General features: G+C 68.2%; 15 protein-coding genes and 1 riboswitch. Of the genes, 8 read left to right on the plus strand and 7 right to left on the minus strand.

Going from position 1 to position 16073, the window contains the following annotated elements; all coding sequences use genetic code 11:
- The first annotated feature begins 431 nt into the window (after nucleotides 1-431).
- Nucleotides 432-598: riboswitch (yybP-ykoY riboswitch) on the plus strand.
- 5 nt (nucleotides 599-603) lie between these two features.
- Together mntP and QE393_RS15860 are read left to right on the plus strand one after the other, a co-directional pair.
- Nucleotides 604-1176, plus strand: coding sequence for a manganese efflux pump MntP (gene mntP, locus QE393_RS15855; protein WP_133861361.1), 573 nt, complete (start codon nucleotides 604-606; stop codon nucleotides 1174-1176).
- On the plus strand, nucleotides 1176-2012 hold the full coding sequence (locus tag QE393_RS15860; RefSeq protein ID WP_310044578.1) for a hypothetical protein: 837 nt from the start codon (nucleotides 1176-1178) through the stop codon (nucleotides 2010-2012). Before mntP ends, QE393_RS15860 begins: the two co-directional genes overlap by 1 nt.
- Here QE393_RS15860 and QE393_RS15865 read toward each other — a convergent pair.
- Together QE393_RS15865 and QE393_RS15870 are read right to left on the minus strand one after the other, a co-directional pair.
- A complete protein-coding gene (locus QE393_RS15865) occupies nucleotides 2009-2551 on the minus strand; it encodes a cytochrome b (protein WP_208693960.1) in 543 nt (180 codons plus the stop codon). The two genes, QE393_RS15860 and QE393_RS15865, sit on opposite strands and share 4 nt — an antisense overlap.
- Nucleotides 2552-2629: 78 nt before the next feature.
- Complete coding sequence (locus QE393_RS15870; protein WP_310044580.1) at nucleotides 2630-4303, minus strand: phosphoethanolamine transferase; 1674 nt, start codon at nucleotides 4301-4303, stop codon at nucleotides 2630-2632.
- A 242-nt stretch (nucleotides 4304-4545) separates the two neighbouring features.
- Here QE393_RS15870 and QE393_RS15875 point away from each other — a divergent pair, with 242 nt between their 5' ends.
- Nucleotides 4546-5508, plus strand: a complete 963-nt coding sequence (locus QE393_RS15875) for a cation diffusion facilitator family transporter (RefSeq protein WP_310044583.1) — start codon at nucleotides 4546-4548, stop codon at nucleotides 5506-5508.
- A 7-nt stretch (nucleotides 5509-5515) separates the two neighbouring features.
- On the opposite strand, the gene QE393_RS15880 is transcribed toward QE393_RS15875, so the two are convergent.
- Together QE393_RS15880 and QE393_RS15885 are read right to left on the minus strand one after the other, a co-directional pair.
- Nucleotides 5516-6064: a cytochrome b/b6 domain-containing protein gene (locus QE393_RS15880; RefSeq protein WP_273806603.1), complete on the minus strand. Its 549-nt coding sequence runs from the start codon at nucleotides 6062-6064 to the stop codon at nucleotides 5516-5518.
- Nucleotides 6064-6330, minus strand: a complete 267-nt coding sequence (locus QE393_RS15885) for a PepSY domain-containing protein (RefSeq protein WP_273806604.1) — start codon at nucleotides 6328-6330, stop codon at nucleotides 6064-6066. The genes QE393_RS15880 and QE393_RS15885 overlap by 1 nt, the downstream gene beginning before the upstream one ends.
- Before the next feature lie 153 nt (nucleotides 6331-6483).
- On the opposite strand from QE393_RS15885, the gene QE393_RS15890 reads away from it, so the two are divergent.
- Nucleotides 6484-7149 (plus strand): response regulator, encoded by a 666-nt coding sequence (locus tag QE393_RS15890; protein ID WP_273806605.1) that lies wholly within the window; start codon nucleotides 6484-6486, stop codon nucleotides 7147-7149.
- Nucleotides 7146-8507: an ATP-binding protein gene (locus tag QE393_RS15895; protein WP_273806606.1), complete on the plus strand. Its 1362-nt coding sequence runs from the start codon at nucleotides 7146-7148 to the stop codon at nucleotides 8505-8507. The genes QE393_RS15890 and QE393_RS15895 overlap by 4 nt, the downstream gene beginning before the upstream one ends.
- Here the strand turns inward: QE393_RS15895 and QE393_RS15900 are convergent.
- Entirely contained in the window at nucleotides 8504-9718 is a 1215-nt protein-coding gene (locus QE393_RS15900; protein ID WP_273806607.1) for an MFS transporter, read from the minus strand. The two genes, QE393_RS15895 and QE393_RS15900, sit on opposite strands and share 4 nt — an antisense overlap.
- 78 nt (nucleotides 9719-9796) lie before the next feature.
- Between QE393_RS15900 and QE393_RS15905 the strand changes: the two genes are divergently transcribed.
- Complete coding sequence (locus QE393_RS15905) at nucleotides 9797-10291, plus strand: MarR family winged helix-turn-helix transcriptional regulator (protein WP_273806608.1); 495 nt, start codon at nucleotides 9797-9799, stop codon at nucleotides 10289-10291.
- Between the two features lie 4 nt (nucleotides 10292-10295).
- Nucleotides 10296-11084, plus strand: a complete 789-nt coding sequence (locus QE393_RS15910; protein ID WP_310044586.1) for a helix-turn-helix transcriptional regulator — start codon at nucleotides 10296-10298, stop codon at nucleotides 11082-11084.
- Here QE393_RS15910 and QE393_RS15915 read toward each other — a convergent pair.
- Nucleotides 11065-12135 carry a 2-isopropylmalate synthase gene (locus QE393_RS15915; protein ID WP_273806610.1) on the minus strand — a complete coding sequence of 357 codons (1071 nt, stop codon included), beginning with the start codon at nucleotides 12133-12135 and terminating at the stop codon, nucleotides 11065-11067. The genes QE393_RS15910 and QE393_RS15915 overlap by 20 nt on opposite strands.
- A 152-nt stretch (nucleotides 12136-12287) precedes the next feature.
- Nucleotides 12288-13649 (minus strand): MFS transporter, encoded by a 1362-nt coding sequence (locus QE393_RS15920; protein ID WP_310044588.1) that lies wholly within the window; start codon nucleotides 13647-13649, stop codon nucleotides 12288-12290.
- Nucleotides 13650-13954: 305 nt separating this feature from the next.
- On the opposite strand from QE393_RS15920, the gene QE393_RS15925 reads away from it, so the two are divergent.
- Entirely contained in the window at nucleotides 13955-16042 is a 2088-nt protein-coding gene (locus QE393_RS15925; protein WP_310044589.1) for a PAS domain-containing protein, read from the plus strand.
- Nucleotides 16043-16073: the final 31 nt, after the last annotated feature.

Consider the following 16073-nt stretch of genomic DNA (forward strand, 5'->3'; position numbering starts at 1 on the left):
CATTACCTAGTGAGGGCTGGCGCTAGGCTATTGCCGAAATGTGACAATTAAGTGTCAGCGGCATGACGAAACGGGGACGGCAGAGCGCCATCATTGAGGGCGACGGCAATGGCTCCTGCGCAGGCAGGCGAAGGTGTCCGCGCCTGGGCCTCACAGCAGACCGCTTCGACCAACTGCCGATGGCAAAGGGGCCGCCTACGTCCCGACCAGCCTCTACAGGCGACCTCCGGTGGTCACCAGACGACACGCCTGTCCGCCGCCCGCGGTCGTCTCAGCAGCCTGTGCCGTGGCCACGATCCAGTTACGACGGGCCTTGCAGGCCTTTTGGCGCATCCGTGTAGGCGGCTTGGCAGCAGGAATTTAGCCAAGGCTATATATATTAGAACTATCTACAAGATAGACTTTCTCTATCCGGATGGGTAAGGTGGCGGCCTCTTTGGGGAGTAGCCTGCTTCCACCGCGGTGGAAAGCGTCCTGATCAACATACTCGGCAACCGCCGTGGTCAGGACAGCCAGTCAGGGTTGGCGAGACCAGAGGCATCACCGCGCCATGCCGGGCGTGCGGGGGTGCCTTGTGGATCGAGCCCGGCCGGCGCTGTCACGATGAATCCCGCTTCCCTGATGTTCCTGGCCTTCGCCATGTCCACCGATGCCTTTGCCGCCGCCGTCGGCAAGGGTGCCAGCCTGCACAAGCCCTGCCTGCGCGAAGCCCTGCGTACCGGTGCCATCTTTGGCGTCATCGAAGCCATCACCCCGGTGATCGGCTGGGCCGTCGGCCTCACCGCCGCCCAGTACGTCCAGCCCTGGGATCACTGGATCGCCTTCACCCTGCTCACCGTGCTCGGCCTGCGCATGATCTGGGCCGGCTTCGGCGCGCCCGAGGCCGAAGAGGAAAAGCCCCGCCAGCATTCCTTCATGCTGCTCGCCCTGACCGCCGTGGCCACCAGCATCGATGCCCTCGCCGTGGGCGTGGGCCTGGCCTTCATCGACGTCAACATCATCACCGCCGCCCTGGCCATCGGCCTCGCCACCATGATCATGGTCACCACCGGGGTGATGCTGGGTCGGGTGATGGGCAATCTGGTCGGCAAGCGCGCGGAGATGCTCGGTGGCGTGGTGCTGATCGTGATCGGCGCGGCCATCCTCCATGAGCACCTGGCCACCGTGGCCAGCTGATGGCCCGGCCCTGGCGTAGCGTCCTCTTCGTCCTGGCCGTCCTGCTGCTGGCCGCCTTGGGCTTTCTCGCCTGGCAGCGCTTCTGGCCGGCCCAGGCCGCCCCCGGCTGGCGCTACGAAGTGGCCCATGCCGACATCGCCAAGGCCAGTGCCCTGGCCTGGCAGGGCGATGCCCTGATCACCGCGGAAGAACTCAAGGACGGCAAGGGCCGGCTGCTGCGTATCGATGCCCAGGGCCGACGCAGCGTACTCAGCGAGGGGCTGTATAAGCCCGATGGCCTGGTGCCCTACCGCAACGGTTTCGCCTACAGCCAGGAAGGCGGCACCCATCCCATCCGCTGGCTCGACGCCACCGGCAGTCGCGATCTCTTCACCGGTATCAATGCCCAGGGCCTCTGGGCCGAAGGCGAACGCCTCTATGCCGTGGAAGACCGCAAGAGGGCCGGACGCCTGCTGCGTTACGACGCCGCCGATGGCAGCCTGACCGTGCTGCGTGACCACCTGGACGAGGCGGAGTCCTTTACCCGTTGCCCGGATGGCACTGCCTTCTATACCGAGAAAGCCCGCGGTCTGGTGCGCCAGCTGAGCGACGACGGCCGTGATCCGCCGGCGCTGAGCGAGTTGCGCGAGCCGAGCTTTCTGCTCTGCGACCGACGCGGCCTGTGGATCAGCGAAGACTCCACGCACCGCGCCCGCCTGCTGCTCTGGGATCGCCAGTCAGCCCCGCGCGCCATCCTGACCTTCCTGCGCGCCCCCCAGGCCTTGCTGCCACGGGGCGACGGCTATCTGCTGGCCGAAGGCGGACGCAACCGCATCATCGCCCTCGATCCGCGCTAGCGCATGCGCTTCAGGGTGTCGTCCTTGCGCACCAGGTGATGCCAGAGGGCGGCCAGCACGTGCAGGCCGATCACCCAATAAAAGGCCTTGCCCAGCCAGAGGTGCACGCCCTTGAGCGTCTTCGCCAGTTCCGGGTCCACCGGGAAGGGTGAAGGCAGCGCCCAGGTGCTGGAAGGGATCTTGACCGCTCCGATGGTCAGCCAGACGGTGAACAGTCCGAGCAGCGGCTGGGCCAGCAGAAAGGCATAGAGTCCGTAGTGGGTCAGCCGGCCGACGGTCTCCAGGCTCTTCGCCAGCGGCGGCGTGATCGGCGGTACCGGATGGCGGTGGCGCACCAGCAGCCGCGGCAGGACCAGTGCCAGCACCAGCAGACCGACCCAGAAATGACTGAGCACCACCCATTGGCGCTCCAGCGAGCCCCGCTCGAACTGCCCGCGATTGAGGATCAGTACATAGGCCAGTAGTACCAGCAGGGCCATGAGCCAGTGCAGCAGCCGAGCGCTGCGCGCATAGCGGGAAACAGGAGAAGCGGAGGGCATGACGGGATCCTGCTACTGAGGTGAAAAGGCGCCGGCAGTGTAGCGGCGCCCGGGGGTTGAAGGTATGGCCGCAAGGCCCTAGCCACAGGGGCTTTCCGCGGTATCCAGCAGCAGCTTGCTCAACTGCTGCGGCGGCTGGTGCACCAGGCCGGTGGGCGATTCGCAGACGCGCTGCACGAAATTGTCGCTGAACAGGAGCTTGCCATGGACGAAGTACTCCTCGGGGCGACGATTGGGATTGTCGATGCGGGTCCCCAGGCGCTCCGCCACCCAGCTGCCGGCCTCGTAGTGGCTGATCCAGCGCTCGCCCTGCAGCTCGGCCAGGGGTTGCGGCGGTGCGTCCCGCGCCACCACGATCACCGGTACGTCGCTGACTTCGGGCACCAGGTCGTTGTGCCCCCAGTGCCCATCCTCCCCCAGCCGCTGGCCGTGGTCGCCGGTGATGATCAGATAGCGCTCGCCGTCCAGGCGATCGAAGTCGGCGAGGATCTCGGCGAGCAGGCCATCCAGGTAGTGCAGGGAATTGTCGTAGGCATTGGCCTGGCCCTCGGCCCCGCTATCCGGCCAGGGCACCGGGGTGCCCTCGTGCCGGTAGTTCTGCGCATAGGGCAGGTGTGCGGTGCGCAGATTCAGCACCACGAAGTTGCGCGGCGCCCACTGCTGCTCGTCGAGGATCTCCAGCAGGGCGCGATCCTGGCGCTGCAGGAAGCGCAACGGATGGTCCTCGCGGGTGATTGAGACGTCCAGGTAGCGACTGCCCAGGTGCGCCAGCAGCTTGGATTCCTGGGAGGACAGCCAGTGGGTGCGAAAGCCGGCGGCCTGGGCGAAGCGGAACAGATTGATCTCGCCGCTGCGCAGGCGCTGGTCCTGGCCCGGTTCGCGGATCGGATTGAGCAGATAGGGCAGGCTCACGTCGGTGGCCACCCCCGCCGCCACCCCGGGTCGGATCAGCGCCTGGGGATTGGCCGCCAGGTAGGCCGACAGCTTGGGGGTGGTATCGCGCTGATAGCCAAAGGCGCCCAGGCGATCGCTGCGCAGGGAATCGGCCACCACCAGCCAGACATGCCGCGCGGCGCTGGGTACCGGGGCCAGGCCATAGGGTGCATAGGCGGTGGGCGGCAGGACGACATCGTCACGTCCGGCCAGGCGCACCGCCCAGGCGGAAAAGGCGTTGAGGCTGTTGTGCAGGCCGCTGCGACTGGGGCTGGGCACGAAGGCATCGAGGTTACGGTAGGTGGCGCGATAGGGTTTGGACAGCAGCACCACGGCGATCAGCAGCAGCGCCCAGCGACTGGCCGGCAGCGGTACCCGGCCTGGCAACTGAAGATGCAGGGCGATCAGCAGGCCATAGGGCAGCCCCACGCACAGCAGCACCGGCCAGTGCGCGGGCAGGCTGAGCCACAGCGTCTGGCGCACTTCGGCGGTATCGCCCAGCAGGGCCTGGATGTCGATGGCGCTGAGCGGCTCGCCGAAGAAACTCAGGTTGCCCAGTTGCAGCAGCTGCATCAGGGCGAACAGCAGCAGGATGACCGCCGCCAGGCGCGGCAGATTGCTCAGCCAGAGCGCCAGGCTGAACACCCAGAGCGCGGCCACATAGCCCGCCTCCAGCTCGGCGCGGTTGTTTGGCGTGAAGCCTTGCTGCAGGACGTCGTCGGCCAGCAACAGCAGGCAACTCAGACTGCTCAGGAGCAGCAGATTGCGCCAGTGCCGCCAGCCCGAGGCGCGGGGGCGAGAGAAGGCCGCGAGCAGCATCAGGGTGCCCTGCGCAGGCGCGAGGAAAGGCAAAGGCAGGCGGGCATGGCGGGCTCCAGCGACAGGGAGCCGCTACCCTGAGGGACGAACCTTAATGAAGTCTTAGCGGCTCATGCGCGGTAACAGATGAGCCAAGGGTCGGATACGAGCCGACCGGCTTGACCCTGAAGTCACTTCAGGCTTCAGGATGGTCAGCAAAGGGCCTGCGCCCACTGCCTCCTCAACGCTTCGGAGACCTGTAGATGAGTGGCTCCACCCCTCACCACGACCACGACCACGACCACGACCACGATCATCAGCATGGCCACGACCACGGCCATGGTCATTCCCATGCCCCGCGGGTGACCGCCGCCAACGAGCGCAAGCTCAAGCTGGTCTTCGTCCTCACCTTTGGCTACGCCATCGTCCAGGCCGTGGGCGGCTGGTGGTCCGGCTCCCTGGCGCTGATCGCCGATTCCGGGCACATGGTCTCGGATGCCGCGGCCCTGCTGCTGGCCCTGGTGGCCTACCGCGTGGCGGCCAAGGCGGCCAATGCGCGCTTCACCTATGGCTTCCACCGGGTACGCATCCTCGCCGCCCTGACCAATGGCGTCGCCCTGTTGCTGCTGGTCCTGTGGATCGGCTGGGAAGCCATCATGCGGCTGCGCGAGCCCACCGAGGTGCTGTCCGGCCCCATGCTGGTGGTGGCGGTGATCGGCCTGGTGGTCAATATCGTCGGCTTCGTGGTGCTCAACAGCGGACACAAGGACGACAGCAACCTGCGCGGCGCCCTGCTCCATGTGGCCGGTGACCTGCTGGGTTCGGTGGGCGCCATCCTCGCCGCCCTGGGCATCCTCTGGACCGGCTGGACCTGGCTGGATCCGGCGCTGTCGATCCTGGTCGCCCTGCTCATCGTCAAATCGGCCTGGACCCTGGTGCGCGATGCCGGCGCGGTGCTGCTGCAGGCGGCGCCGCGGGAATTCGACACGGCCGGTGCCACGGCGGCGGTTCGCGCCCTGCCGGAGGTGGCCGAGGTAGGCCACCTGCACGTCTGGACGCTGACCGACGAAACCCGCATCGCCACCCTGCACATCACCCCGGCGCCGGGCAGCGACCCCCTGCGCCTGCCGACCCTGGTGGGCGAGCTGTTGCGCAGTCGCCATGGCCTGCAGCACGTGACGGTGCAGGTGGATCCGCCGGGCACCCTCGACGGGCACTGCGCCTAGGCGAGCCCTAGTCGCGCGGGGAAGACTCATCCAGCGGGCGGCGGCGACCGGTCAGCATCGACAGCGGCAGGTTGTCGCCCACCCGCAGGCTCTCCACCACGGCGGCCACGGCATGCAGGCAGACCAGCGCCAGCAGGCCGTTGGCGAAGAGCGCGTGCAGGTCTGCGGGCCAGTCGGCGCCCCAGAGGGCATCCACCTCGCGCATGAGAAAGCCGGTGACGCCCAGGCCGCCGATGGCGCCCATCATCAGCAACATCACCAGGGCGCCCAGCGGCGAATGGCCGAGGCGATGATGGGGCCGCCCCTGCCAGAGATCACGCAGATGAGCGCTCAGCCGCGCGCGGGTCGGCCAGCAGTCGCTCCAGCGCGCGCTGCGCGGGCCGACGAAGCCCCAGATCAGGCGTACCAGCAGCCAGGCACTGGCGTAGTAGCCGATCCAGCGGTGCCAGAAGGCGCCCTTCTCGTTGAAGAAATAGTTGGCGAAAAAGGCCGCGGCGACCGACAGGTGGAACAGCCGTACCAGGGGATCCCAGAGCCGCACGGTCGCCGTCCTCATCAGCTGTCGATCTCGCTCTTGACCGCCTTGCCGCTCACCGGGTCGTGATAGATCTCGACCTTGCGCTTTTCCTTGTCGAAGCCGTAGATCTCGTAGCAGTTGCCCTTGGTGATCTTGAATTTCTTGATCTCGTAGCCCTGGTCACGCAGTTGCGCCTGGAATTTCTCGGCGTCCTGCCAGGTGGATTTGTCCGCCTGGGTGCACTGGGGTTCGGCGGCAAGGGCCAGGGGACTTGCGAACAGCAACGGCAGCAGCAGGCGGCGCATGGCGACACTCCTCGTGGTTGGAGTGGCCAGACTCGGCGCCAAAGCTTAATGCAGTCTTAGGACGCAACGCCCGGTAACAGTTGCCCCTGCCGCTGCGCCAGGACGCCGGCGATGATGGCGCCCTGGCGGCATTGCAGAGAGAGGAAGGCGATCGTGCGGGTACTGCTGGTGGAAGACGACGCGGCCCTGGCCCAGGGCATTCGCATGGCCCTGCGCGGCGAAGGCTACACCCTGGACTGGGTGGCTGACGGCCTGGCCGCCGAGCACGCCCTGGCCTCCGAGCGCTTCGACCTGGTGCTGCTGGACCTGGGCCTGCCGCGCCGCGACGGCCTCGACCTGCTGCGCCGCCTGCGCAGCCAGCCGGACGGCCAGGTGCCGGTGCTGGTGCTCACCTCCCGCGACGCCAAGGCCGATCGCATCCAGGGCCTGGATGCCGGCGCCGATGACTACCTGGTCAAGCCCTGCGATCTGGACGAACTCAAGGCCCGCCTGCGCGCCCTGATCCGCCGCAGCTGTGGCCGCGCGCACCCGCTGCTGGAGCACGCCGGCATCAGCCTCGATCCGGCCCGCCAGGTGGTGCACTACCACGGCGCCGAGGTGGTGGTGACGCCCATGGAATACCAGCTGCTGCACCTGTTGCTGCTGCGACCGGGCGCCGTCATCACCCGCGAGCGGCTGAGCAACGCCCTCTATGGCTGGCAGGAAGCCGCCTCGGGCAACACCCTGGAAGTGCTCATCCACAACCTGCGCAAGAAGCTCGACAGCGGCCTGATCCGCACCGTGCGCGGGGTCGGCTACCTGCTGGAGCGTCAGCCATGATCGCCATCCGGACCCGCATCCTCGCCCCCACCCTGGCCCTGGTGCTGGCCGGCAGCCTGGCCCTCGCGCTGCTGGCCCTGCGCGACAGCCATCGCGAGATCGAGGGCATCTACGACGCCCAGCTGGTCCAGGGCGCGCGCCTGCTGGAAGGCCTGCTGCAGGCCGGCACGCCGGCGGCGGCCAGCTGGCCGGAGCTGATCCGGGTGTTCGATCGCGCCATGCAACCCGTGCCCGGCAACGTGCCGGCGCATCCCTACGAGAATCAGCTGACCTTCCAGATCTGGACCGCCGATGGCCGGCTGCTGGCCCGCTCCGGCCAGGCGCCGCGGCTGACCGAGGTGCCGCCGGAAGGGCTGCACGAGGTGTTCGACAACGGGCGCGAATGGTGCGGGATGCTGTTGCGTACCGCCGATGGCGGCCTGCGCATCTGGGTCGGCGAGCGCGAGGACCTGCGCCAGGACCTGATCCAGCGCATCGTCAGCCATACCCTCTGGCCGACCCTGGTGGGCCTGCCGCTACTGGTCGGGGTGCTCTGGCTGCTGCTGGGCTGGGGCCTGCGACCGCTGCAGGACTTCGCCCGCGGATTGCGCGAGCGCGATCCGCACAGCCTGGCGCCGCTGCCGGCCGGCCCGCTGCCGCCGGAGTTGCAACCCATGCGCGGCGCCCTGGATCACCAGCTCGCCCAGTTGCGCGCCCTGCTCGACCGCGAGCGGCGCTTCATCGCCGACGCCGCTCACGAATTGCGTACGCCCCTGGCGATCCTCGATCTGCATGCGCAGAACGCCCAGCGCGCCGAGACGGCCGAGGAGCGCGACGAAGCCCTGGGCTATCTGCGCCAGGGCGTCAGCCGGGCCACCCGGCTGGCCAGCCAGCTGCTGACCCTGGCGCGCCTGGAACCCGGCGCCACCCAGGTCCAGCCGCTGGCCCTGGAACCCCTGGTCCGGGAAGAACTGGCGGAATTGACGCCCCTGGCGCTCAGGCATCAGGTGGAGCTGGTATTGGCGGCCCAGGCCGGACCGCCCGTGCTGGGCGATCCGGACGCCATCGCCATCGCCCTGCAGAATCTGGTGACCAATGCGCTGGCCTTCGCCCCCGCCGGCAGCGCGGTGGAAGTCGGCATCGAAACCAGCCAGGACCAGGGCGTACTGCTGCGGGTGGAGGATCGCGGCCCCGGGGTGGACGAGGCCGAGCTGGCGCGCTTGTGCGATCGCTTCTACAGCGCCGGCAACCCCCAGGGCGCCGGGCTGGGCCTGGCCATCGTCGAGACCATCACCCGCCGCCTGGGCGGTGCCCTGAGCTTCAGCAATCGGGCGCGGGGCGGCTTTTGCGTGGAGTTGCGCCTGCCGCGCGCGGGCTAGGCCTGCTGGCAACCGCGCGCCACGACCGGCCGCGCGGGTCGGGTCAGGCGCAGGCCGAGGCCCATCAGCAGCACCACGCCCACCGCCATCAGCAGCCAGGCGTTGGCCAGGCTGTCCAGCTGGTCGCGCAGGATGCCGGCGGCCAGCGGCGCCAGGCTGGCGATCAGATAGCCACCGCCCTGGACGAAGCCGAGCAAGGCACCGGCTTCGGCGGGATCGCGCACCTGGTCCATCGCCAGGATCAGCGACAGCGGAAACAGCGCGCCGATGCCCAGGCCAAGCAGGATGGCGGTCGGCACCGCCAGTGGCAGCGGTGCCAGCGCCAGGCACAGCAGCCCCACCAGCACCACGCCGAGCACCCCCAGCACCAGCGGCCGGCGATTGCGCAGCCGGGCGATGGTGGCCGACAGCAGCAGGCCGGCGCTGACCTCGGCGAGACTCACGCCGCCCAGCAGCAGGCCGCTGTCGGCCGGTTGCCAGCCGAGGCCGGTGTAGTACGGCGGCAGCCAGGCCAGCACCAGGGTGTAGGCAGCGGTACCGATGCCGAAGAAGGCCAGCAGCAGCCAGGCCTGGCGTTGACGCCAGGGTTGCGCGCGGGGCGCAGCGTTCTGCGCCGGCGCATCCGGACGGGCCAGGGCCAGCCAGACGCCGAGCGCCAGCAGCACCGGCAGGGTCCAGAGCGCCAGGCCCTGGGCCCAGCCCCACTGCTCGGCCAGGGGCGCGGCGGTGGCCGCCGCCACGGCCGCGCCCCCCATGATGCCGGTGGTGTAAAGGCCCATCAGGGTGCTGGTGCGCTGCGGATGGCAGCGGCGGATGTAGGCAGGGATCAGCGCCTGAACCAAGGCGATGCCGACGCCGCCCAGGCCGGCGGTGAGGATCAGCCCCAGGCCGCTCGGCTCTTCCCAGCGCAGCGCATTGGCCAGGGCCAGCAGCAGCAGGCCGAGGGCGATGCCACGGCGCTCGCCGAGCCAGGCCTGCAGGCGGGCGCCGCCCAGGGCGCAGAGGCCCATGGCAGCGATGGGCAGGGTGGTCAGCGCGCCGGCGCCACTACCTTCCAGGCCGGTCGCGGCCTGGATGCCATCCAGCAGCGGACCGATGGCGGCCAGGATGGGCCGTAGGTTGAGGCCGACCAGCAGTACCAGCAGCACGACGAGAAAGGCGTCCTGGCGCGGTGCGGCCATGGTCGGGGATGATGATGACGCGGAAAGCATGGACAATCTCCAGAATGACACGGTATTTCTCTTGATGAGAAGTATCTTAACATCAAGATATATTCCCGAGGTAACCCGATGGCCGATCGCGCCGAATTCGCCGTGGACCAATGGCACCGCGAGCGCCCCGACCTGGATGCCCTGCCCATGCGCCTGGTGGGTCGGCTGGGCGAGATGGCCCAGGTGCTCAATCGCGATGTCCTGCAGCCCTTCTTCGACGAACACCGGTTGCACTATGGTGAATTCGACGTCCTGGCGACCCTGAGGCGCGCCGGCGAGCCCTATGCCCTGAGTCCGACCGTGCTCTATGAATCGGCCATGATCTCCTCGGGTGGCATGACCAATCGCCTCGACCGCCTGGAGCGAGCCGGCCTGATCGAGCGGCGCAGGAATCCCGAGGATCGCCGCAGTACCCTGGTGGCCCTCACCGCGGACGGCTTCGCCCTGATCGATGGCCTGATGGCCGCCCACGTCGACAACGAGCGCCGGGCCCTGGCGACCCTCAGCGAAGCCGAGCAGCGGCAGCTGGATGCGCTGCTGGGCAAGTGGCTGGCCGGCCGCGCGCCGGCCTGACGCCATGCTCATCGACTTCAGCTCATGCAACGGCCTGCACGCCGTGGCCCAGGACTATGCCCATGGCGAACGGGTGCCGCCCCATAGCCATCGCCAGGCGCAGCTGATCCATGCGCTCTGCGGCGTGGTCATCGTCAACACCGCCCAGGGCCGCTGGGTGGTGCCGCCCGGGCGGGGCGTCTGGGTACCCGCCGGCGAAGAGCACGATCTGCACCTGCTGGGCCGCGTCGAGGTGCGCACCCTGTTCGTCGATCCGCAGGTACGGGCCGAGCTGCCGACGCGCTGCCAGCTGATCGCCGTCTCGCCGCTCCTGCGCGAACTCATCCTGGCCGCCCTGCCCCTGCCTGCCGACAGACTGGCCGAGGGGCGCGCCCACCATATTCTGCAGCTGATGCTCGACGAGTTGCAGGGCTCGCCCACTGCCGGACTGCACCTGCCCTGGCCGGTGGATGCCACGCTCGCTGAACTCTGCCGCCACCTGCGCCAGCACCCGGGCGAGCGCTGGACGCTGACCGGCGCCGCCGCGCGACTGGCGGTCAGCGAGCGCACCCTGAGCCGGCTGTTCCTCAAGGAGACCGGCCTGACCTTCGGCCAGTGGCTGCAGCGGGCGCGGTTGGATTCCAGCCTGACCTCCCTGGCCGCCGGCCATGCCATCGTCGACGTCGCCCTGGACCACGGCTACGCCAGCCCCAGTGCCTTCGCCACCCGTTTCCGCCAGGTGCTGGGGGTATCGCCCTCGGCCTATCGCGGCCAGGCGGGCCTGCCCGACGCGGTCAGCCCCGCCGCGCCCTGAGTCCCAGCTCGGCCGGATCGACGAGTCCCAGGGCCGCGCCCTGCTCGGTATTGGCGGCCAGGGCCAGGCGACCGCCATAGGGATGGCGCGGATGGATGGTCAGCTGGTTGCAGGCCTCCACCACGCTGGCTACCTCCTCCAGGCGGGAGAAGTCGATCCCCGGCGTGATCCCCTGGCTGTAGAGATTCAGCGCCAGGGTCACCAGGTCCACGTTGCCGGTGCGCTCGCCATTGCCGAACAGGCAGCCTTCCACGCGCGTGGCCCCGGCCAGCTGGGCCAGTTCGGCGCAGGCGACGCCGGTGCCACGGTCGTTGTGCGGATGGACGCTGATGGTCACATGCGGCGCCGGACCCAGGCCGCGGATGAAGCCCTCGATCTGGTCGGCATAGACATTGGGCGTGGCCACTTCCACCGTCGCCGGCAGATTGAGGATCAGCGGGCGATCCGCCGAGGGCTGCCAGGCCTCGCGCACCGCCTGGCAGATCTCCAGGGCGAAGTCCGCCTCGGTGAAGCAGAAGGTTTCGGGCGAATACTGATAAATCCAGGCCGTCTCCGGCTGGGCGTCGCACAGGGCACGCACCCGCTGGGTACCGGCCACCGCCATGGCCAGGGTGGCGGCGCGATCCTGGTCGAACACCACCCGGCGAAACAGTGGCGCGGTGGCATTGTAGAGATGGACGATGGCGCGGGGTGCCCCGACCAGAGCCGCGAAGGTGCGCTCGATCAGCTCGCTGCGCGCCGGCGTCATCACCTGCAGCCAGAGATCGTCCGGCAGTCCGTCCGCGGTGACCAGTTCGCGGACGAAATCGAAATCGGTCTGGGACGCCGCCGGAAAGGCCACCTCGATTTCCCGGTAGCCGATCGCCAGCAACAGGGTGAAGAAGCGCCGCTTGCGCTCCAGCCCCATGGGCTCGATCAGGGCCTGGTTGCCATCGCGCAGATCGGTTGAGCACCAGCGCGGCGCCTGGGTCAGCTGACGGCCCGGCCATTGGCGGTCGGGTAACGAGGGCGCGGCGAAGGCGCGGTACTTGGTCTGGGGTTGCTTGAGCATGGGGGACTCCAGGGCTGGGCCTCAGAGTCTGACCGCCCCGCCCGCCCGCTGCGCTCGCGAGCAGGACAGCCCCCTGCGCGATCCGGACAGCCAGTGGGATAAAAAAAGCCGCCGGGTGAGGACCCGGCGGCTTCTCTGGCAGCGACCCGTGGTCAACCCACCGAGATGCGCTCCAGCGGCACCGGCCTGAGTCGTGGCGTGAGCACATGGATGACCACGATGGCCACCAGGTAGGCACTGCCGGCGACGATGAAGATCGGCTGGTAGGACTTGAAGATCTCCAGGATGTAGCCGTTGTAGGTGGTCATCAGCATGCCGCCGATGGCGCCGGCGGTACCGCCGATGCCGATCACCGAGGCCACGGCTTCCTTGGGGAAGAGGTCCGACGGCAGGGTCATCAGGTTGGCCGACCAGGCCTGGTGGGCCGCGGCGGCGAGGCCGATGATGCCGACCACCAGCCACAGGCTGGAGACGAACTGGGCGGTGACGATGGGCACGACCGCCAGGGCGCAGAGCAGCATGGTGGTCTTGCGCGCCAGGTTGGCGCTGCGGCCGAGCTTCATCTGCTTGGACGAGCCCCAGCCGCCCATCACCGAGCCGATGTCGGCGAGGATGTAGATGGCGATCAGCGGCGGACCGAAGGATTTCAGATTAAGGCCGTAGGTCTTGCCGAGGAAGTCCGGCAGCCAGAACAGGTACAGCCACCAGATCGGATCGGTGAGGAACTTGCCGGCGGCATAGGCCCAGGTCTCGCGGAAGGTCAGCAGCTTGAACCAGGAGATCTTGGTCGGGACAGTCGGGGTGGCCGCCACCGGGGAGCCATCGTCGGCCTGGATGTAGGCCAGCTCTTCACGACTCACCTTGGGGTGCTCGTGGGGACGGCGATAGATCAGCAGCCAGGCGATCAGCCACAGGGCGGTGACGATGCCAATGGAGATGAAGGCCGCGCGCCAGCCCCAGGCCAGGGTGATGGCCGGGACCAGCAAAGGTGTGATGATCGGACCCATGGCGGTGCCGGCGTTGAACAGCCCGGTGGCCTGGGCGCGTTCCTTTTGCGGAAACCATTCCGACACCGCCTTGAGGCTGGCCGGAAAGCTGCCGGACTCGCCGAAGCCGAGGGTGAAGCGCACCAGCACGAAGTGGGTGACGGTATGGGCGATGCCGTGACCGATGCTGGCGATGGTCCAGATGGTGAAGGCCAGGGCGTAGCCGATGCGCACCCCGACCTTGTCGATGATGCGGCCAAAGGTCAGGAAGCCGATGGCGTAGGCGCACTGGAACCAGAACACGATCTTGGCGTAGTCGGTCTCCGTCCAGCCCAGGTCCGCCTGCAGCGTGGGCTTGAGGATGCCGATCATCTGGCGGTCGATGTAGTTGATGCCGATGGCGATGAACAGCAGGGCGCAGATCAGCCAGCGGTAGCGGGTGATGCGGGAGGCTTGCTGGGTAGCGGCGACGGGCGGGACCTGCGGCCGCAGGGCGGACTCCGTCTCGGGAGTGACCTGGATAGTCATTGAATGGGCTTCCTGACTTGTTGTTATTGACCGGCGTGAACCGGGGTCGTTGGAAAGCTGTTACCAGATATTCATATGACATCGTATGAGTGACTTTCGAAGGTGTCAATCCACCCAAAGCAGAGTGGTCAGACATCTCTCAAGGGGCTATACCCTGGCCTGGCGAGCCCGCCTTGGCACTCATGCCAGGCCGCTGAACAGCACCATGAAGAATCTGTGACGCGCCTGGCACTTTCTCATCCGGGGTCGTCTAATGCCGGTCTTTGAAGCGAAGCCGTCGCCTCATCTTTCTTGCCGAGCCTGCCGTGCCTGTCGCCGACACCCCTTCCCTGCTGGCGCGCCTTGCCGAGCTGGAGCAGAGCAATCAGCAGCTGCGCCAGCAGCTCGACGCCCGCGCTGCGCCTCCTGAAAGTCCTGCCACCCTGGCCAGCGAGCGCTACCAGTTCCTGTTCAACGCCATGGACGAAGGCTTCTGCATCATCGAATTCATCGACGGCCCCCATGGGCCGCTGAGCGACTATGTGCATGTCGAGGCCAATCCGGCCTATGCCGCCCATGCCGGCATTCCCAACGTGGTGGGCCAGAAGTTGCGCGACATGGTCGGCGACGAGGCCCAGGCCTGGCTGGATCGCTATGGCCATGTGCTGCGTACGGGCGAAGCCATCCGCTTCGAGCAGGAACTGGTGGCTACCGGGCGCTACCTGGAGCTGACTGCCTTTCGCATCGAGCCGGCCAGCCGCCGCCAGGTCGCCGTGCTGTTCCAGGACATCACCCCACGCAAGCGCGCCGAGGCGGCCCTGCGGCAACTCAACGAAACCCTCGAAGAGCGGGTGCAGGCGGCGCTGGTCGCCAACCGCATCCTGGCCAATGTGGTGGACGCCGCCAGCTCCATGATCCACGTACTGGACTTCGATTTCCGCTGGCTGGCGGTCAACGGCTCCGGCGCCGAGGTGTTCGAAGAGGTGATCGGGGTAAGGCCGCGCATCGGCGACTCCTTCAGCGAAAGCCTGGAGCGTCGGCCCGACCTGCGTGACGGCATCCTCGCGCACTGGCGCCGCGCCTTCGCCGGCGAGACCTTCAGCACTGTCATCTCGGTGCACAGGGGATCGCTGCAGCGCCACTACGAACTGCAATTCAGTCCGCTGCTCGACGCCGAGGGCCAGCGCATCGGCGCCTATCAGTTCGCCTATGACGTCACCGAGCGCCTCAACGAGCAGGAGCGCATCCGGCTCATGGAAGAAGCCCTGCGGCAATCGCAGAAGATGGAAGCCGTCGGCCAGCTCACCGGCGGCATCGCCCATGACTTCAACAACCTGCTGACCGGCATCCTCGGTTCGCTGGAACTGCTCGACCTGCGCCTGCGCCAGGGCCGGCTGCAGGACCTCGAGCGCTACACGGGCACCGCCCGCAGCGCCGCCCAGCGCGCCGCCGCCCTGACCCATCGATTGCTGGCCTTTTCCCGCCGCCAGACCCTGGATCCGCAGCCGGTGGCCCTGGAGCAACTGGTCATTGGTCTGGAAGACCTCATCCAGCGCAGCATCGGCCCGCAGATCGCCCTGGAGCGCGAGGCCGATCCCAGGCTCTGGCTGACCCACATCGACGGCCCGCAGCTGGAAAACGCCCTGCTCAACCTCTGCCTCAACGCCCGCGACGCCATGCCCGACGGCGGGCGCATCCGTATCGTCCTGAGCAACGAGCGCCTGGACGAGACCCAGGCCGAGCGCCAGGCGCTGCCCGTGGGCGACTATGTGCGCCTGAGCGTGGGCGATACCGGCAGCGGCATGAGCGACGAGGTCCGCGACAGGGCCTTCGACCCCTTCTTCACCACCAAGCCCATTGGCCAGGGCACCGGGCTGGGATTGTCCATGGTGCACGGCTTCGTGCTGCAGTCGGGTGGCGAGATCCGCATCGACTCCGTGCCCGGCGCCGGTACCTGGGTACATCTCTATCTGCCGCGCCATTGCCTGGCACCGGTGGCCAGCGCCCCGGTCTATCCCGAGTTCGAACCCAGCCGGCCCGGCCAGGGCGAGACCATCCTGGTGGTGGATGACGAGCCGACCATCCGCACCCTGCTGGTGGATGCCATGCTCGCCCAGGGCTACCGGGTGCTGGAGGCAGCCGATGCCGCCACCGCCCTGGCACTGGCAACGCCCGATACCCCGCTGGATCTGCTGGTGACCGACGTCGGCCTGCCGGGGACGCTCAATGGCCGCCAGCTGGCCGATGCCCTGCGCCGGCTGCGACCGCGGTTGCCGGTGCTGTTCATCACCGGCTATGCCGAGGCCAATGTCATCGGGGACGGCGATCTCGACGCCGGCATGCGGGTCCTGACCAAGCCCTTCACCCTGGATACGCTGGAACGGCGGATCCAGGCGATGCTGCAGTCGTCCTGAGTCGCGACCGGGCAACGAATGATAGCTCTTT

It is taken from the genome of Pseudomonas sp. SORGH_AS_0211, assembly GCF_031453455.1.
Taxonomy (GTDB): domain Bacteria; phylum Pseudomonadota; class Gammaproteobacteria; order Pseudomonadales; family Pseudomonadaceae; genus Chryseomonas; species Chryseomonas aestiva.